Here is a 19021-nt window from a genome sequence, read left to right as displayed (position 1 = left end):
CTATTGCAGGGTGCTTTACGCAGGCCTGCAGCTTTTATTCGGCTATTTATTGTGGGAGAATTTCTATGTTCTATTCAAGTGTAACAAAAACACTATTTGCGGTCGCTTTATGTTCGACTGTGTTTGTACCAAGTGCCGTTATGGGGCAAGAAAAAGAAAATATGGCAAAAATCGCCGAGTTTGGCGGTGCGATGCATGCCATGGCTGAAGAATGTGGTAGTTATTCTGCTGATCAGCTGAAAGAAATGAAGGCAGGACAGCAATCTGCATCTTCTGCTGGCGGACTTTCATCCGCAGAGTTCGACACAATTTTCACCAAAGGCTATGAAAAAACCAAAGCTAAAATTGCTGCAGGCAGTGCAAGTCAGAAGCAGGCCATGTGCGAACAGATGAAAAAAATGCAGAACTAAGCTCTGCGCATATAAAATTTCGTGCATGTGGCTCTCCTATAGGAGAGCCTGTGCGTATCTTTATCAAGAAATCTGTCGTGGTAGTCAGCGCAAATAGGTGAGTAAGGGCTTAAGATTTTATAACATTTAAAAGATTTGTTTTAATGAAATTGTTGCCTTTTATTGGGTTGTCGTCCTTGGTTAATTATTCTCGATTTCCAATGTATTCGCACAGGCTGAAATGGTATCGGCTACGCCGCTGTTGGCTGTTTATGCTGGAAAATATGTCTATGATGAAGTGGATGGCACGCGTTTTCTGAACCACCCGCAGGTGCGCGCTGCTATTGAAGCCGCAGTTCCGGCTGAGGACGTGCGCGATATTCTTTATACACGTGGTTTTGAGCCAGCGAGTGGTGGTGATGTGAATTGGGGCATGATGATCGCCGCTGACGGGAGTGTGGCTGCGGTTTGCTATGGACAATTTGCAGACAAGAATGCCCAAGAGGCAGCTTGGTATGCAGAGGGTGAAAAAGCTTTTTCACTTGCGATGATGTGTCCATCCGAAGCTTCGGAAATTGAAGCGAGTTTCGGTGATTGGTCTATCGGTTCCATTCTGGGCTAAAATTTTTTCTCAATTGTCAGGCCCTATATTCGCAAAAGAATAACGCATTCATATTTCAGCTTCATATCTTAGGGTGTCTTGCTGGTGCGCGATCTCGCTTATATGATCTGTCTGGTGTTGTAATGATGCAAATTCATGGATTTTGGGTTCACTTTCACTTTCACTTTCACATTCACTTGAAATGATAGGTTCAGTTGGCGCGAAACTGCAAATATCACAAGCGGCGCTACAAACACGCAATCGCATCGAGATCATTTTCGGCCGCTTCAAGGACTGGCGGCGCGTTGCAACCCGATCCGCCGATGTCCGGAGACTTTCCACTCAGCAATCCTCCTCTTCTCATGGCTGTGAAACTCAATGAGACTGGAGTCTAATAGATAAGGCTTAAACTTCAATTGAGAATAAATGTCGGTATCGGTGGTTGCGCGCCCCCGCAACCAAACAAAAAGCTCAAGCTAATAACTTGAGCTTTTTTTTGTACCTAAATTTACCAGAATGCATCAAAATTTCGATTTATAAATTATATTAGTGTTTTAGCTCAAACAAGTTCAAATCGGGGGTAATGAACCCCGCAACCACACACAATACTTAATGGTCGTGATGAAGGGACAATCGTCAGTAGTCCGCTGATTGGTTTGACTCTGAGCACTGAGCCGTATTCGTGATGCAGAAAATCATCGTTTCAGGGGTAGTTGTGTTCTGACCTGGCAAAATAAACTGAGACTTTGTGTGAGATTTCATTTGTCTGATGAAGGTCGCTTATCACTCGCTCCAGAGCTTTCATCTTCACGATCATGTCACTCGGCAAATCTGCATCGTTGTCAGTATGGACCTTATTTACCTCTTCATGAAGAGTGTGCGCGAAGTAGAGTAACTTGGCAGTTATGGAGGTGCCGCCCATTGCAAAGAATATTCGGCTTCATGCACCTTCAGCATTTGAACTATTCGGGTACGAATTTCAGGAGTGAATTTGTTCGTCGTTTTATTTGTCGCAGCCCCTATTTTATCCAGACTTAGGGTTTCCAGAAAAGTCAGTGTGGTTCAACTCAGAATCGACTTACAAATGAAATGTATCGATTATTGTTAATCGAATTGCGTCTTTTCCTTTTGCTGAAGTGTCACAAATCAGGAGCTTTTCTATTGTTTTGCTATAATTGCGCCCGTCGAGAAAACCCGTTTTTTGCTTGTTAATTTTATAGATGACTGATAATCGCTTATAAACATGAGGATAACTCACCACTTTAAGATTTTGGTCATATAAATACGTAAATATGGCTTTTGCCTTCCTACTCGTATGGATATTTTACAAAGCTTAGGAACCATAATCGAAGGTAATTGCGATCAGTCAGGTCGAAAGCTGTTGTTTTTATGAGTGCAAAAACCGAAGAAATTGCAATTTTATATGTTGCTGAGCATGAAAGGCTTGAACGGCAAATTTGCCGTCGGGTTGGATGTCGTGCAACAGCTTGTGATCTTGTCCATGATATATTTTTACGTATTTGGGAAAAAGCGACAGAGCGCACCGGAAACTCGTCTGCTTATTTAACACGCTGTGCACGTAATGCGGCGATAGATCATGTTCGTAGCGAGAGTGCTCGTGCAAATATTCTCAATGGATTTCTGCCTGAACAACTGGCCACGGCACCAGCTACTCCGGATGACATAGTGTGCGCTCGTCAAGATTTATGTAGCATTGATGAAATCCTTGCAGCTCTGCCTGAACGGACACGGCATATTTTTTTATTGAACCGTGTGCATGGCAGAAGTTTTTCTGAAATTGCCGGTGTCATGGGGATTTCGCAACGTGCTGTGGCAAAGCACATAGCAAAAGCTGTTGCCGCCTGTGATGCGATTGCTTAACATTGCGATAAAGAATAGTGGGATTGCGTGTAACAACGCGAAATTTTTTGTTTGTAGTTTTGAAAGCCAATGACCATCATTAAACAGCCATCGATGACTTCCGAGGAAGACACTGTTCGTGCTGCTGCCAGAGCATGGTTTGTAATATTGCTTGATAAACCAACAGCTAAGCAGCAAGCCGAATTCGACTTATGGCTGCAAAGTGATCCGAAGCATTATGAAGCCTACCGCATGGTTGAAGCAAATTGGCATGCCACTGAAAATGCAGGGCAAAGGCTTGCTGCAAATGATGCGGAGCAACTGGCTGTTTATCTTAATGCTATGGATCAGACGAAAAAACAGAAAAAGACATTTAAAGCTCTCTCTGTATTAAGCCTTGTTTTAGTGGCTTTATTAGGGGGTGCAATTTGGCTGGAACGGCCATCTCTGCTTCAGGATATGGTGGCTGATTATACGACACTGAAAGCGGAACGGCGTACCATCATAATGGCCGATGGTAGCACGATATTACTGGATGCAGACAGCGCTTTGGCGGATGAATATACGCATGATGCACGTCGCGTAAAATTGCTGCGGGGGGCTGCGTATTTTGATGTCGTTCCATCGGATATCCCTTTTGTTGTGGCCGCTGCAGATGCTGAAGTGCGTGTTTTGGGGACAGGTTTTGATGTCCGGTTAGATGAGGGCGGTGCTTCGGTAACGCTAGAGCATGGACGTATTGCCGTAACTTCAGATCAACAGACCGATGCAACGATCCTGGAGCCGGGACAACAAGTGCGTTTGAACGCTGGCGGAATAATTGGAGCCGTTCAGCCTGTAGAGCTTGCTGATGCGCTCGCTTGGCGTGACGGGCGTTATATCTTCTACCGTGCACGACTTGCGGATGTTGTGGATGAAATTGCCCGCTATCGGAATGGTCGTATTCTGATCGCGTCCTCGACGCTGGGTGATGAGCTGGTAACGGGAAGTTTTTCATTGTCAGATACGGATGCTGCACTTGCTGCTCTGCAATCCAGTGTGGGGTTTCAGATCAATATCATTGGAAATCGTCTCACAATTCTTCGCCAATAAGAGCCGATTGGGCGGTTTGATTAAAAAATTCAAAAAATTTTGTTTTTTGTGGTTCAGTGATTGCGCCTCTCAACCGTGAACTGTTTAGACGCGCAGAAAACATGACGATTTCAACTGCGCCTAATCGTGTTTAAGGGTAAAGGGGCTGGCTGGTATGGCTGTGTATGGCGCACGTGGTCGGAGTTATGTTTTGGCGACAGCATTGCTGGCGGCAACAAGTGGTGTTTCTATCAATGGTGCGCAAGCACAACAGCAATCGCATGAGCGCCAGTATAATTTTAATATAGCCGCCAAACCGGTCACAAAGGCTGTCAACGATATAGGTCGGATTGCCGGCCTCTCCGTTGCATTTAGTGAAAACAAAGCCATTACAGCTTCCGGCAGGGCAGTGCGTGGTACGATGACTGCTGAAAAAGCGCTCGCCACACTTTTGGCGGGAACGGGTTTGAGTTATCGCTTCAGCAATAACACAATTCAGATATTACCGGCCGTTACAGCTTCCTCTGGTGAGGCGGGGCTGCTTGAAGATGGCACAACCGTTTTGCAGACAATTACCGTTCAGGCCGCCGGAGCGATCACAGAAGGTTCTAACTCATATACGGCAGACACGGTTACGATTGGCAAAGGCGAGCAGGATATTCGTCATATTCCCCAATCCGTTTCTGTGGTTACGCGCAAACATATGGATGATCGTAATGTAACAACCATCGATGATGCGCTGGAAGAGGCGCCGGGTGTTGCGCTTTATGATAGCCCGATGGGTGCGCGTTATGTGTTTTCGCGTGGGTTTATGGTTGATACATATCAATATGACGGCGTGAACCGCTCAATTTATTATCCGCAAGCAAATAGTTTTTCGGAAGATATGGTGGCATTTGACCGTGTTGAAGTCATGCGCGGAGCGACAGGTCTTTTGCAAGGCGCAGGCAATCCGGGTGCTGCGGTTAATATGGTGCGTAAGCGCCCGCTTGATGAAAAAAAGTTGACGGTCACACAACAAGGTGGCTCGCATCGCAATTTTAATACAGAAGTTGATGCCACGGGCCCGCTAAATGCAGAAGGCAGTGTGCGTGGTCGTATTGCGGGTTCATTTAATGATCGTGAATATTTTACGGATCTCGCTGAAAGCCGTAACCTCTTTCTTTATGGTATTTTAGAAGCTGATATCACCGATAAGACCACAATTGGTTTTGGTGGCAGTTATAAACGCAAAACCTCGACACCGTGCTTTCATGGTTTGCCAACCTATACAGATGGCAGCGATATCGGCCTTGCGCGCGATACTTGTCTTGGTCAGAGCTGGAACCATTGGGATACAGATCAGATATCTGTCTTTGCAGATGTAACCCATGAGTTTAATGATGACTGGAAGTGGAAAACATCGCTGAATTACTGGAACGAGAAGCATGATGTAAAATATGCTTTTTCGGAAGGGGCCATTGACCCGTTAACACTGACGGGTTCCACTATGTATGCGGGTCTTTTTGATATGGACTCGTCAAACGTGTCTTTTGATACTTATGTCGACGGTAAATATGATCTGTTTGGCCGCACGCATTCCGTTACCTTTGGTGCCAGCGTGAATAATCTGGTGAGTGATAATGATTATTCACTTGCACGTCTGGGTGTTGCGCAGAATGTTTTTGATCCTGTCAAAATTCCTGAAGTCTCTGATGAATGGATGAGGGAAAACCGTTTCCGTGGCGCAAAATACAGAGCTAAATTGCGTCAGGAAGGTATTTATGGTGTTACGCGGTTGAGCATTGCTGATCCGCTTACGGTCATTCTGGGCGGGCGTGTCAGCTGGTATAAAATGACTTCACGCTACCGCGATACGGGCGAAGATTTTGTTAGTCCATACAGCGAAAATGGCGTTTTCACGCCTTATGGTGGTATCGTTTATGATCTGAATAAAGATTGGACGGTATATGCAAGTTATACCAGCATTTTCAAACCACAGGATGAAGTAACAGCCAGTGGCAAAGCTTTGAAGCCGATTGAAGGTGCCAATTATGAAGTGGGTGTAAAGGGTAGCCTGCTTGATGGCCAGCTTAACACGTCGTTGGCACTTTTCCGTATTGATAATAAAAACCGTGCTGAATTCGATTCAGATAATTATCCATGTGATACGGGTATGTGGGGCGAATGTTATGTTGCCAGCGGTAAGGTGCGAAGTCAGGGTTTTGAAGTAGAGGCAAGCGGTGAGTTGTTTTCTAATATGCAGCTCGCAGCCAGTTATACTTATGCCCACACTGAATATCTTGAAGGTAAAAATGACGTCAGCCAGTCATTTGCAACCTATAACCCTGAGCATATCATCAAGATTTGGGGCGATTATCAGTTTGCCGATCAGCTGGAAGGTTTGAGTGTAGGAACAGGCGTTCGCTATCAAACCAAGAGCAGCCGTAAAACACGCGATATTAGCGTAACGCAGCCTGCTTATGCCGTTTGGAGCGCACGGGTTGGTTACAAGATTAATGATCACTTTTCGGCTGCTTTGAATGTCGATAACCTTTTTGACAAGAAATATTATCAGACGGTAAGCGCACCGGGTTGGGGTAATTTCTACGGCGAGCCACGTTCATTCACGCTGAGCCTTAAGGGAGAGTTTTGAGGTTCTCAACGATGAAGAAACGGGAAAATATTGATTATAACAGACGTGGTTTTGTTTTATCTGCAGCAATGACGATGGGCGCAGTTGCTTATATGCCCAAAGTTGCTTTTGCAGACAGCAAATTATTTCCTGTTTCTATTAGTCACCATTTTGGCGAAACAACCATTAATGAATTGCCAAAACGGATTGTGACACTCGGCTGGGGTGGTGAAGATGCGCTTATCGCGCTTGGCACCATTCCTGTCGGTATGCCACGTTATGAGCAGTTCGACAGCGGGATATTGCCATGGATTGAGGAGCGGCTTGGCGCTGAAAAGCCAGTTTTGCTTTCGCAAAGCATAATTGATTTCGAGGCTATCGCTGTTCTGAAGCCCGATATCATTCTTGCCGTGCGTACCAATATAACTAGTCATGATTGGAAGCGACTTAACAGCATTGCACCAACAATGGCCTATAGATCAGGCCCTTTACAGGCTGACTGGCAAGAAATCACATTGCTGGCAGGTGAATGTTTGGGACAAGCCGATCAGGCGAAGAAACTGATCGCTGAGACAAAAAAATATCTTCATCAGCTTTATACGCAAAATCCTGTTTTAGACGGGCGAACATTTATATTTGGCTCTTATTTTCCGGGAAGCAATGCAATTGGCGTCTATTTCCCTGATGATTTGCGTGTCGCGACTTTAATGGAACTAGGTTTAAAAGTTCCGCTGCAAATTCAGGCGTTGGCTACCCAAAATAGCGGTCAGATCGGAACATCAATCAGTTTTGAAAAACTGGAAGATATCGAAACCGATTTACTCATTTTATGGTTTCCGCCAGGTGGAAAAGAAGATGCAGAGCGCCAGCCATTGTTCCAGCGTTTTGCTCCGGTTCAAGCCGGTGGTTTTATAGCTGTGGATGATCCGATTTCTATGTGGGTGACATCAAATCCGAGCGTTTTGTCCATTCCTTATGGGTATGCTGCATTTATTGATCTCTTAGTGGAAGCTGCAGAAAAAAGCAGTGCTACAGGTATAGTGCCATGACTTATGATTATCTGTCTGCAATCGTTCGTCATAAAGAAATGATCAGCCCGTCTATGATCCGGATCGTGCTCAAAGATGGTGATTTACATCGCTTTGAGAGCACCGGTTATGGCGATGAGTTTATCTGGCTATCTTTTCCGGTCGCTGGGTCAACGGATGAAAAGGGGCGTTATTATACGGTTCGTAACTGGTGTCACGAGAGCAAAGAACTGACAGTTGATTTTGTGAAACATGAGACCGGTATCGCAACGCATTGGGCGCGACAGGTTGATGTCGGTGACAATATTCGCCTGCTAAAGCCACGCTCTCGTTTTGCTCCGCCAGAAAAGACTGATTATATTATTCTTATTGCCGACATCACGGGTTTGCCTGCGGTTGGTCGTGTTCTGGAGGAGTTACCAAAAGGCTTTAAGGCAATTGTGCATGTGGAAGTGCCATGCGAGGCGGATAAGCAGGAGATCGCGACGCAAGGCGATGTGCATATCGTCTGGCATTGCTGCCATGGGCTGCGTGATGATCGTAAAGGCTATACCGAGCTGCCACGTATTGCTGCGGAGATCAAAGAACTGCCTGAGGGCTTGGGCTACATTTACATTGCAGGTGAAGCACGGGCAGCGTCTGCCTGCCGCAAGCATTTCCGTGATGTGCTGGGCTTTGACAAAAAGCGCATTGATGCGGTGGGTTACTGGATTGAAGGACAGGCGCGTGTTTGATGTTGCCTGAACAATTTTCTGTGCCTGATGCTATAAAGCCGACTGATCAAGCTGATCCGATAGCGGAGAGGGGTTCAAAACCCTCTCTGCTTTTTCTGGTTTTAGGCTTGCTGTTGCTTTGGTTTATGTGTGTGGCAAGCCTGCTGGCTGGCGCGCGAATGCTGACGCCGCTTCATCTGTGGCAGGCTTTGCAAGGTGAGGTGCGCGACACAACCGAGCAGATCATTCTGTTGGATTATCGGCTGCCGCGCACTTTGCTTGCGGTTTTGTGCGGTGCTGCCTTTGGTGTTTCGGGCGCACTCATTCAGGCCGCAACGCGCAATCCGCTTGCGGATCCGGGTATATTGGGTGTCAATGCAGGTGCTGCTTTCTTTGTAACGCTGGCGGTTGGTTTGCTCGGCTGGCAATCCATTGATACCTATATCTGGGCAGCTTTTGCCGGTGCGGTTATCGTGACAGGGATTGTCTATTTGCTTGGTACCTCGTCAGGAGCAGGTGGAGCAACACCTGTGCGTCTGGTACTGGCCGGTGTGGCTTTGTCCGCCGTGCTTGGTGGTATCGGCTCGGCGCTTGCCTTGCTTAATCCGCAAACCTTTGATGCATTGCGCATGTGGAGCATCGGCTCGGTTGCAGGGCGTGATATGCATGTGCTGGTCAGTGTTTTGCCTTTCATTCTGGCAGGGCTGTTAATCGCTTGTCTGATCGCCCCAGCCTTGAACGCTGTCGCATTGGGTGATGATCTGGCGCGCTCGCTGGGTACGCATATTTTGCGCACACGGCTTTGGGTGGTGCTGGCTGTCACTTTGCTGGCAGGCGCTGCCACTGCCGCCTGCGGGCCGATTGGTTTTATTGGCCTGATGGTACCGCATATGGTGCGGTGGTTTACAGGGCCTAATCAACGCCGGATTATCGGCTTCACCATGATCTTTGCCCCCCTCTTATTGCTGAGCGCCGATATTGCCGGAAGACTGGTGCTGTTTCCTAGTGAATTGGAAGCAGGCATTGTCACGGCCTTTATCGGTGCGCCGGTGCTGATCATATTGGCGCAACGCAGACAAGTGAGTGGCCTATGAGCGCGAAGGTCAGAATAAAGCCGCATCCAACTCTGGTCGTGCGCTTGTTTAGCGGGGCGCTGTCATGGCGGCTCCATAAGCGCAGCCTGATGGTGATGGTGGTTGTTGGCTTTTGTCTGCTGTTGCTGGCACTGTTGTCGCTTACAAGCGGAACCTATCCGGTGTCGCTCGCAGATCTTTTGCTTAGCCTGCAAGGGCAAGGCGAAGAGATGGTGCGGATGATTGTGCTGGAATGGCGCTTGCCGCGTATTCTGCTCAGCCTTCTGCTTGGCAGTGCGTTGGGCATGAGTGGTGCAATCTTCCAGTCACTGACACGCAATCCCTTGGGTAGTCCTGATATTATCGGCTTTACTGCGGGTTCTTATACCGGTGCATTGGTTGTTATCTTACTATTATCAGGCGGCTATTATCAAATTGCGCTTGGCGCGCTGATCGGCGGGGTTGTCACCGCGCTTGTTGTTTATCTGTTATCCATGCGCCATAGTCTGGGCGGCTTTCGGCTGATCATCACTGGTATTGGTATCTCGGCCATGCTTTCTGCGTTCAATAGCTGGATGATTAAGGCGGCTGATTTGAATGTGGCTATGACTGCGGCTGTTTGGGGCGCAGGTTCGCTCAATGGTTTGGGCTTTGAGCAGTTAGTCCCTGTGGCCATCATCATGCTGGTTTTAGCGCCGCTCTTATGTCTGAGCAGTCGTGCGATGAAGCAGCTGGAACTTGGTGATGATATAGCACGCAGCTCCGGCATTTCTACAGGATCCACACGTTTGAGCCTGATGGTGCTGGGTGTGGCGCTTACCGCCATGGTGACAGCAACAGCAGGGCCGATTGCTTTTATCGCACTGGCAGCACCGCAGATTGCGCGACGCCTGACATGCTCTGCCGGAGTGGCGCTACTGCCTTCTGCTTTGACAGGCGCACTCTTACTGCTCAGTGCGGATTGGGCGGCGCAACATGCTTTTTCCATCCAGCTACCAGTCGGTATTATGACGGTGAGTATCGGCGGACTTTATTTTATCTGGTTATTGCTCAGGGAAGGTCACTCATGAGCCATTCACCCAAACCACAATCACGTTTACAGGCTGATCAGATTACACTCGGCTATGATGGCCGCATGATTGTCAATGATCTTTCGGTGGATATTCCTGATGGTTCATTCACTGTCATTGTCGGGCCTAATGCTTGTGGTAAATCTACATTGCTGCGGGCTTTATCCCGATTGCTGATGCCTAAAAATGGTCAGGTCTTGCTTGACGGGCATGACATTCACACGATCCCTGCTAAAGAAACGGCACGTCGCCTCGGGCTTTTGCCACAATCGGCGCTGGCGCCGGAGGGGATTACGGTTTTTGATCTGGTAGCGCGCGGGCGCTATCCGCATCAAAGCTTCTTCCGGCAATGGACGGTTGCGGATGAGCAAGCCGTGCAAACTGCTATGCATGCAACCAATATTAGCGCACTTTCTGACAGGTTGGTGGATGAGCTATCTGGTGGTCAGCGTCAGCGCGTGTGGATTGCCATGGTGCTGGCGCAAGAAACACTGCTCTTGCTTTTGGACGAGCCGACGACCTTCCTCGACATCGCCCATCAGATTGAGCTGATGGAACTGCTTAAAACCCTGAACGCAGAAGGGCGTACGATCATTGCGGTGTTGCATGATCTCAATCAGGCATGCCGCTATGCTTCACATCTGATTGCGATGAAGGACGGAGCAATTATAGCGGAAGGCTTGCCTTCGACTATCATCAATGAAAACCTCATTCAGACGGTCTTCAACCTTAAATCGCTTATCATCTCAGACCCAATCACAAACACACCAATGATCGTGCCAAAGTAGGTAGATTATCTGTAATCTAAAGAGCCTATCAAATTATGATTGTAGTGGGATGTCGGTGGCGGTGGTTATTCGTCCCCGCAACCAAAATCACAAAAGTTCAAGCTCAGCGCTTGAGCTTTTTGCGTTTTATGGGGCAGAATAGAGGCATCAATTATCAACGCCAGACAATGACTACCAATAGTGATAAGCCCATTTTGGGCGGAATGATCAATACTAGATCAGGTATTATGACACTGACGTTCTGAATTCGTAGCCATCTCCTAGACGGTTTGTGGTTGGCAATCGGCAGTAGTCTGCAATTTGGTAGCCCCGCGCACGGGTTAGCATTCGCTGAAATCCATCGTTTTAGTGGCGATAGATTTCCTTACGGGTAAAATATATCAATTATTGACGCGAGATCTCATTCGCCTGACGAAACTCTCAGCTCTCTTGTTCCAGAGCTTCATCTTCGACGACATGTCATTTGGCAAACCTGGATGGTTGTTGCCGTAGACCTTCTTTACCTATTCATTGAGGGTATGCAGCCATGTGGGCTGTTCTGGTGGGCTACCGTTAGTTGCGAAAAATATTCGGCTTTATGCTCCGTCATAATTCGAGCCATTCGGACACGAATTTAAGAATAGAATTTGTTCGTTGCTTTGCTTTTCATAGATTATCTTTGTCGAGATTTATAATTTTGCAAATTACAACAATGTTGGTAGTGTAATTTTTATCTTTAAAAATTTAATTCAAAATGTAATATTTAATATATGTATTAATGCAAATTATAAGCTTTTTATGTTTTCGTATCAATTGTTAATTATAGTTATGATAACGTGAAGAATAATTTGAAAATTATTTTAAGGTCAATAAAATAATGATTGAGTGCATTGAGGTTATTTATTAGGTGGATCATAAATACCTATGGTGCTCAATAATTTCATCGGTTCATTTTTAATAAAATCATAAATCGATAACGAACAGTATCTACGAATTTCATAGCTACTCATGGTGATTTTTTAATCGAGCAATAAGGCCTTCATGAAAAAGCTAGGTGTCTTAATTGCTACTTATTTTTTCTGCTTGTTCATGTAATGACAAAATAAAATCAGCTTGAGCAGGAGTGGGTTTCCAACCTTTTCGAGTTGTTATGCCAATTGGCCGTGAAGAATTTTTAACAGGATAATTGACGATGCTGATCTTTTCATACTTTGATTCAGTTAAAGCCTGAAGACGCGAAACAAAGCCGAGATGGTCACTATTTTCCAACAATTCTCTCATAAGAACGATCGAAGCCGTTTCAACAAGACTTATGTTGCCCTTTTTTATATTGCCTTCAAGAAAAGTATTAAAATAATTTCGCGTTGGCGTGCCTTTTAAAGCAACAATGAAAGGGTAATTGATTAAATCCTCAAAGTTAATCGATCTCAGTTTGTATATGGGGTGATCCTTGGAGGCGATAATGACCAAATCGTCATCGAACAAAGTACATTGCTCAATATCATCGATAGGTATTGGTAGGCGTAAAGCTCCTAATACCATGTCAATGGCACCATGCCTTAGGCTTTGCAAAAGTTCGTTATAGGGACCATCAATTACCTGAACAGGTATGAAAGCCCTTCGTTTTCTGAATGACACCAGTGTTTTTGGTATTAATTGAGACCGAGAAAGTGGTAAGGCTCCAATTACGATTTGTCCGACTTCTGCTCCATTTATATCTGCCAATTCTGAAGCGGCCTGCTGTAATTCAGCAAATGCCAGCTTTGCCTTATGGGCTAAATTCAAGGTTGATTTTTTAGATAAAATTCCATGAGCGGTGCGCAGGAATAATGGCTCTCCAGCTTCAAATTCTAACTCAGTAATAGCACGGTGCACTGTTGGCTGCGCCAAGTTAAGTCTATTGGCTGCCAGCGTGAAATTGCCAGCGTCACAAACCGCGATGAGCGCTTTAAGCTGTGTATTTGTTAAGGTAATTTTCAGTCTTTTAGAAATTTCATTTAATGCCGGATCTAGTAATGAAAATGCACGCTCCGCTCTGTGTTTCAATATTTCACCAGCATTAGTGGCGAAAGTACCGTTTTTTGTACGATTAAATAATTTAATTCCGGCAGCAGCTTCCATGTTGCGAATTGCTTGAGTTGCTGCTGGCTGTGAGATTGAGCACTCATTCGCTGAAAGCGTTATTGAATTCGTTTTCGCTACCGCGAGAAACAAACGTAAATGCCTTAAATTTATATCCATAATAACATCCGATCTCCCCATTGGATGCTTAACGACTTTATAAGTTTTAGCTATAGCAAAAACTTATGCAAGTCACCAAAGTTCCAATTTTCCTTTTACCTTCTGATACGTAAAGCTGATTACAACTTAGGAGGTATAAGTATATGACAGAGAAAAAAACAGCTCTTGTAATTAGTGCGCATGCAGCTGACTTCGTGTGGCGTTGCGGAGGGGCAATCGCTCTTCATGCCGCTAAAGGCTATGATGTTACTGTGGTCTGTTTGTCGTTTGGGGAGCGTGGCGAGAGTGCTAAGCTTTGGAAACAACCTGGGATGGAGCTCAATACGGTCAAAAATGCACGCCGGAATGAAGCGGAGCATGCTGCGAAACATCTAGGTGTTCACGATCTCATTTGTATGGACTTGGGCGACTACCCGCTCATACTTAATGAAGAAAACAAATTTAAACTGATCGACATCATTCGTAAGGTTCAGCCGAAATTTATGCTGTCGCATTCTCAGTATGATCCATACAACACAGATCATATGTACACGACCCAGGTCACACTTGAGTGCCGCATGATTGCACAAGCTTGGGGGCATAATCCTGGTGAGAAAGTTCTAGGTTCTCCGCAACTGTATTTGTTTGAACCGCATCAAACAGAGCAGATGGGATGGAAGCCGGATACATTTTTGGACATCACTCCTGTATGGGAGAAAAAACGTGCTGCAATTGAAGCCATGCAGGGTCAAGAGCATCTGTGGGAGTACTATACTCGTGTAGCGCAGAACCGTGCCAATCACTTTAAGCGCAACTCCGGAGGCCAATCAGGCGGACGCGATTGTCAGTTTGCAGAAGGGTTCCAATCGATTTTCCCTCGTACAGTTGATGAGTTGTAGTTGAAGTGTTGATTTACGCAGCTGAATTTCTAAGGGCTGCGTAAACACCATATGCATACTGAGTATAGTAATATTGGGAGTTAAGAATGGCTATAGTCCGTCAAAACATTGATAGAGCGGATAAACGTATCATCAGTGGTCTTGCAGACGCTGGTGTATCAACGGTTCATGAGGCTCAAGGGCGTATAGGCTCCCTAAACAGTAAAATGCGCCCTATCTTTTCCGGTGCACGTATTGCCGGTTCTGCAGTTACCATTTCAGCGCCTCCAGGTGACAATTGGATGCTTCATGTCGCAATTGAGCAATTACAAGAGGGGGACATTTTGGTTTTGGCACCGACCTCTCCCTGCGATAATGGATACTTTGGTGATCTGTTGGCAACATCGGCCAGAGCACATGGCTGTTGCGGCCTTATCATAGATGCTGGTGTACGCGACATTGCCGACCTTACCAAGATGGGTTTCCCTGTATGGTCTTCAGCGATTTCTGCACAAGGTACAGTTAAAGAGACCCTCGGCTCTGTGAATGTTCCTATCGTATGTGGTGGGCAGACCATTGAAGCGGGCGACATCATTGTAGCTGATGATGATGGTGTTTGTGTTGTTAAGCGTGTGGATGCAGAAAAAACACTTAAAGCGACTCAAGCTCGCATGGCTGCTGAGGAAGAAAAGCGTGTCAAATTAGCTTCGGGTGAATTGGGCTTAGATATCTATAAAATGCGTGAGCGACTTGCTGAGAAGGGCCTGAAATATATCTGAGGATTTATTAAGTCTATCAGATGGGGTGAGGGAGGAATTAAATGACAAAAATTGCATTTATAGGCTTTGGTGAAGCTGCTCAATCAATGGCAAAGGACTTAGCAAAGCAATCTCAAATTGAAGAGATTGTTGTATATGATGTGCGGTTTAGCGATAAACAGGCATCAGCAGATCTGCTAGCCAAAGCTGAAAGCATGAATGTTGTTCCTATTATGGATTTGAGCGCATTATCCGATGTGGATTTCGTTCTGTCTTTAGTCGTTGGCTCCGCCACACAAGCCGTAGCAAAATCTGTTTCAGCCTATCTATCAGATACCGCGATCTTTATTGATCTGAACTCTGTTGGGCCAGCTACTAAAACTTTAGCTGCTGTAGAAATCAGAAAGGGCAAAGGCACTTTTGTTGAAGGGGCGGTGATGGCTAGAGTCCCCCCATATGGCGCAAAAGTTCCAATTTTTGTTGCAGGTAGTGCTGCAGAAGAAACAGCTGAAAAACTCAATGCACTTGGTATGAATTTGGAAGCAGTTGGGACTGAGCCAGGTCAGGCTTCCGCTTTGAAGATGATTAGGTCGGTTATGGTCAAGGGGGTCGAAGCTCTTTTAATTGAGGCGTTAAGTGCTGCCGAAAAAGCTGGTGTTACAGAAAAAATATTGGATTCTGTGGGTGAAACATTCCCTGGTGTCAATTGGCGTGAAACATCTGACTATTATCTCAGCCGGACATTCGAGCATGGTGCGCGCCGTGTAACAGAAATGAACGAAGCAGCTAATACAATTGAAGAGTTGGGCTTCAGTCCGCATATGTCTCGTGCTGCTTGTAAAGTAATTGGCAAGGCTCATGAAGAACTGAAAAAAGAAAACCTGTCTAGTAATGATGGATATAAAAAATTTGTACCTTCTCTGTCTCGTCTTCTCGTAAAAGGGGGCTGAAATGGAAGGAATTGCGCAGTCATTAGGCATTATTTTTAGTTTTAGCGGGCTTGCAGTTTTATTAATTGGCGCGGCACTCGGCATTATTGTAGGTGCGCTTCCTGGACTTGGGCCGTCTATCGGTCTGAGTCTTTTAATTCCTTTCACATATAATTTATCCCCTGAACTGAGCATGTTAATCATGATATCGCTCTACATGTCGGCTGAATATGGTGGTTCAATCAGTGCAATTCTGCTTTCTACTCCTGGCACCTCAGCTGCGGCTGCAACTGCTATTGACGGCTACGCGATGGCGCAACAAGGCAGAGCGAACGAAGCAATATCAATTTCACTAACGGCCTCGACTGTTGGCGGGATACTCGGGGGCGTAGCTTTGTTAGTGCTTGCAATGCCGCTTGCGAAATTGGCACTACAATTCGGACCTGCAGGCTATTTTTCTGTAGGCCTGTTTGGGTTAACTTCCGTAGCAGCTCTTTCTGGTGGTTCATTAATAAAAGGGATTATCAGTGTTTGCTTCGGCTTATCCCTTGCTATGGTGGGGATCGATCCTATAGCCGGTACTCCACGATTTACACTTGGATACTATGAATTATTCGAAGGCGTTCCGTTCTTAGCAGCACTCATTGGTTTGTTTGCAGTGTCTGAAGCTATGGTTATGGTCGAAAAACATTCAGCCGTTCGGCAAAAGGTCGAAAACGCAGTTGGTCATGTGCGTATGTCGTCAAAGCTTTGGGGCGAGACATGGCGTTCTATGATATCTGGATCCGTTATTGGTACACTCTTGGGTATTTTACCGGGCGTTGGTGGTAATATTGCATGTTGGGTTGCACGTGATTATGCACGTGCTCGTTCTAAAAACCCAAAAGAGTTTGGTCACGGTGCTGTAAACGGGATTGCCGCCCCTGAAGCTTCGAATAACGCAACAGTCGGTGGTGCGCTTGTCCCTCTGCTTGCCCTTGGTATTCCCGGATCGCCTACAACTGCTATTTTAGTAGGTGCACTTATAATGCACGGTCTGCATCCAGGGCCGCAACTTTTCACTGAGGCGCCTGCACTCGTATATGCGATTTTGTTTGGTGTAATTATTGCAGCAATAGCACAATACATCGTTGGTTCACTGTTTCTGCCTGTTATGACAAAGATTACCAAATTGCCTGATGCTGTTCTGGCAGCGGGGGTTATGATTTTTGCTATCCTTGGCGCTTTTGCCATCCGCAACTTGATGTTCGACGTATGGATTACACTTGGATTTGGTGTAGTCGGCTATTTCATGAAAAAACTAAAGTTCCCAGTGCCGCCAGTCATTCTGGCCATGGTTCTTGGATACTTAATCGAAACCAACTATCGCACAGCACTGGTCTCATCTCAGGGCAGCTACTCGATCTTCGTTACAGATCCAGTGAGCCTCATATTTTTAGTCTTAAGCTTGATAAGTATAATGATTCCAATTGTTAGACTTATGAAAGAACCTGCTGCGAAGACTTAAAAATAAACGAATGCAGCTCATGTCAATAAAATGGAGGGATTTTGACAATGTTAAATAATATAAAAAATATTGCAAGAACTGCAAGTTTTACAGTTGCACTTACGGGCTTCACCTTAAGCTCTATTATAGGAACAGCAAACGCAGCTGTTTTCCCACAGAAAACAGTTAATTTAGTAATCTGGTCCGGAGCTGGTGGCGCACTCGATACCTATGGACGTAAGCTGGGCGAGCTTCTTGAAAAGGAAGCCGGTTGGTCTGTTAAAATTGATAACCGTCCGGGGGGCAGTGGCGCTGTAGGTGTATCAACAGTCATGGCGCAACCAAATGACGGTTATAATATTCTGGTTATGACCGGAACATTGTCTTTTGGTATAGCGCAAGGACTGATCCCATTTGGTGTTGACGATCTGCGTCTGCTCCGAGCCATGCAGTCCGAACCATCGGCATTAGCTGTTGTAAAAGATAGCCCTTTCCAAACAACTGCCGATTTCGTTCGATACATGAAAGATAATCCTAACGGTCTGAAAGTTGGTGGCCACGCACCTGGCGGCTTCCATCAGTACATGCTTTATCAAATGATGGGTCAAGAAGACTTTGAAAGTGGATGGATACCATTCGATGCCTCCGGAAAAGTGACACTAGCTCTTCTAGGAAAACATCTTGATGCAGCAATGATGACACCATCAACAGGTTTGGCTCAAGTTAAGAATGGCGATGTCCGCTTGCTCGGTATTTCAACTGAAGACCGCACGAGCTTCTTGCCCGAAGTGCCCACATACACTGAACAAGGTATTGATGTGAGTGGAGCCATTTGGCGAGGAGTTGGTGTCAAGGCGGGAACTCCTGATGATGTGGTAGTGTCTATCCAAGAGGCAATTGATAAAGTTATTGCCTCCGATAGTTGGAAAAACTTCCAAGTTGAACAGTTTCAAGATAGCCCAAATTGGGGTGAAGAAGAATTTACCAAGCGTGTCAAATCTGACATCGAACAGCAAAGCAAATTCCTTAAAGCAGCTGGGTTTATGCAATGACAAAAATAGTTGATAAAGAACGCTCCACTATGGGGCGTTCCAACCAGCAAATGTCGTGGCCTGAACTCATTGCAGCACTTATCTACTTAAGTGGTGCCACTGGTTACTGGTACTTAGTTACTAATTTGCCTGCCGGACACTCACGGGGGGACGTTGGGCCAGCTGCTTTGCCATATGGAGTTGCAATATTCAGTGTTGGGTTATCTTTGGTTTTAATAATCCTCGCTTTCAGGCTTCTGCCTGATTACGAGAAGCCAAGTTTTCCTGCCTTCGAAAGGGTTAGCCTTTTTATTGGTGCTTTTTTTGTAGTTCCAATAGCAGCGCATTATATCGGTCTTGCCGTTTCTCTTGGCATTACAGCTGGCTTAGTAACGCTTTTATTTTCTGGGAACAGAAGGCTTTTCCGCGCATTAGTGACAGCAATAGCTACATGGCTGATCGCTGAGTTCCTATTCGCAAGTTTTTTAGGCTTACCTCTCCCCTAAGTTATTGTGAATTATAAATAAAAAATA

17 protein-coding genes and 1 pseudogene are annotated in these 19021 nt (G+C 45.8%); 17 read left to right on the top strand and 1 reads right to left on the bottom strand.

Annotation, left to right across the window (positions count from 1 at the left end):
- The first annotated feature begins 65 nt into the window (after positions 1 to 65).
- The 11 genes and pseudogenes from ABDZ76_RS14150 (at position 66) to ABDZ76_RS14100 (ending at position 11207) form a co-directional block, all read left to right on the top strand.
- A complete protein-coding gene (locus ABDZ76_RS14150) occupies positions 66 to 410 on the top strand; it encodes a hypothetical protein (RefSeq protein WP_343806637.1) in 345 nt (114 codons plus the stop codon).
- A 220-nt stretch (positions 411 to 630) separates the two neighbouring features.
- The gene (locus ABDZ76_RS14145; RefSeq protein ID WP_343806635.1) at positions 631 to 1011 is read left to right on the top strand and encodes a hypothetical protein; all 381 of its coding nucleotides are present in this window, start codon (positions 631 to 633) and stop codon (positions 1009 to 1011) included.
- A 209-nt stretch (positions 1012 to 1220) separates the two neighbouring features.
- Positions 1221 to 1362, top strand: a pseudogene (locus ABDZ76_RS14140) (IS5/IS1182 family transposase); the annotation flags it as partial.
- A gap of 1017 nt (positions 1363 to 2379) precedes the next feature.
- Positions 2380 to 2871 carry an RNA polymerase sigma factor gene (locus ABDZ76_RS14135; RefSeq protein WP_343806632.1) on the top strand — a complete coding sequence of 164 codons (492 nt, stop codon included), beginning with the start codon at positions 2380 to 2382 and terminating at the stop codon, positions 2869 to 2871.
- Positions 2872 to 2964: 93 nt separating this feature from the next.
- Complete coding sequence (locus ABDZ76_RS14130) at positions 2965 to 3942, top strand: FecR family protein (RefSeq protein ID WP_343806630.1); 978 nt, start codon at positions 2965 to 2967, stop codon at positions 3940 to 3942.
- A 154-nt stretch (positions 3943 to 4096) separates the two neighbouring features.
- The gene (locus ABDZ76_RS14125; RefSeq protein ID WP_343806628.1) at positions 4097 to 6556 is read left to right on the top strand and encodes a TonB-dependent siderophore receptor; all 2460 of its coding nucleotides are present in this window, start codon (positions 4097 to 4099) and stop codon (positions 6554 to 6556) included.
- 11 nt (positions 6557 to 6567) lie between these two features.
- On the top strand, positions 6568 to 7584 hold the full coding sequence (locus tag ABDZ76_RS14120; protein ID WP_343806626.1) for an iron-siderophore ABC transporter substrate-binding protein: 1017 nt from the start codon (positions 6568 to 6570) through the stop codon (positions 7582 to 7584).
- Positions 7581 to 8297, top strand: a complete 717-nt coding sequence (locus ABDZ76_RS14115) for a siderophore-interacting protein (protein ID WP_343806624.1) — start codon at positions 7581 to 7583, stop codon at positions 8295 to 8297. Before ABDZ76_RS14120 ends, ABDZ76_RS14115 begins: the two co-directional genes overlap by 4 nt.
- Entirely contained in the window at positions 8297 to 9370 is a 1074-nt protein-coding gene (locus ABDZ76_RS14110; RefSeq protein ID WP_343806622.1) for a FecCD family ABC transporter permease, read from the top strand. The genes ABDZ76_RS14115 and ABDZ76_RS14110 overlap by 1 nt, the downstream gene beginning before the upstream one ends.
- Complete coding sequence (locus ABDZ76_RS14105) at positions 9367 to 10419, top strand: FecCD family ABC transporter permease (RefSeq protein ID WP_343806620.1); 1053 nt, start codon at positions 9367 to 9369, stop codon at positions 10417 to 10419. The genes ABDZ76_RS14110 and ABDZ76_RS14105 overlap by 4 nt, the downstream gene beginning before the upstream one ends.
- On the top strand, positions 10416 to 11207 hold the full coding sequence (locus tag ABDZ76_RS14100) for an ABC transporter ATP-binding protein (protein ID WP_343806618.1): 792 nt from the start codon (positions 10416 to 10418) through the stop codon (positions 11205 to 11207). The genes ABDZ76_RS14105 and ABDZ76_RS14100 overlap by 4 nt, the downstream gene beginning before the upstream one ends.
- Positions 11208 to 12245: 1038 nt before the next feature.
- Here ABDZ76_RS14100 and ABDZ76_RS14095 read toward each other — a convergent pair.
- Positions 12246 to 13427: a LysR family transcriptional regulator gene (locus tag ABDZ76_RS14095; protein ID WP_343806616.1), complete on the bottom strand. Its 1182-nt coding sequence runs from the start codon at positions 13425 to 13427 to the stop codon at positions 12246 to 12248.
- 143 nt (positions 13428 to 13570) lie between these two features.
- Here ABDZ76_RS14095 and ABDZ76_RS14090 point away from each other — a divergent pair, with 143 nt between their 5' ends.
- From ABDZ76_RS14090 to ABDZ76_RS14065, 6 genes are all read left to right on the top strand, one after another.
- Complete coding sequence (locus ABDZ76_RS14090) at positions 13571 to 14305, top strand: PIG-L deacetylase family protein (RefSeq protein WP_343806614.1); 735 nt, start codon at positions 13571 to 13573, stop codon at positions 14303 to 14305.
- 86 nt (positions 14306 to 14391) lie between these two features.
- The gene (locus ABDZ76_RS14085) at positions 14392 to 15063 is read left to right on the top strand and encodes a 4-carboxy-4-hydroxy-2-oxoadipate aldolase/oxaloacetate decarboxylase (RefSeq protein ID WP_343806612.1); all 672 of its coding nucleotides are present in this window, start codon (positions 14392 to 14394) and stop codon (positions 15061 to 15063) included.
- Between the two features lie 41 nt (positions 15064 to 15104).
- Positions 15105 to 15992: an NAD(P)-dependent oxidoreductase gene (locus tag ABDZ76_RS14080; RefSeq protein WP_343806610.1), complete on the top strand. Its 888-nt coding sequence runs from the start codon at positions 15105 to 15107 to the stop codon at positions 15990 to 15992.
- Position 15993: 1 nt separating this feature from the next.
- Positions 15994 to 17478: a tripartite tricarboxylate transporter permease gene (locus ABDZ76_RS14075; RefSeq protein ID WP_343806608.1), complete on the top strand. Its 1485-nt coding sequence runs from the start codon at positions 15994 to 15996 to the stop codon at positions 17476 to 17478.
- Positions 17479 to 17525: 47 nt separating this feature from the next.
- Positions 17526 to 18509: a tripartite tricarboxylate transporter substrate binding protein gene (locus ABDZ76_RS14070; protein ID WP_343806606.1), complete on the top strand. Its 984-nt coding sequence runs from the start codon at positions 17526 to 17528 to the stop codon at positions 18507 to 18509.
- Entirely contained in the window at positions 18506 to 18994 is a 489-nt protein-coding gene (locus ABDZ76_RS14065; RefSeq protein WP_343806603.1) for a tripartite tricarboxylate transporter TctB family protein, read from the top strand. Before ABDZ76_RS14070 ends, ABDZ76_RS14065 begins: the two co-directional genes overlap by 4 nt.
- Positions 18995 to 19021 lie beyond the last annotated feature (27 nt).

This window comes from Paenochrobactrum glaciei (assembly GCF_039522165.1).
Classification (GTDB): Bacteria; Pseudomonadota; Alphaproteobacteria; order Rhizobiales; family Rhizobiaceae; genus Paenochrobactrum; species Paenochrobactrum glaciei.
Note: the sequence above shows the minus strand (reverse complement) of the source record. Positions and strands in the feature narration are given on the sequence as shown.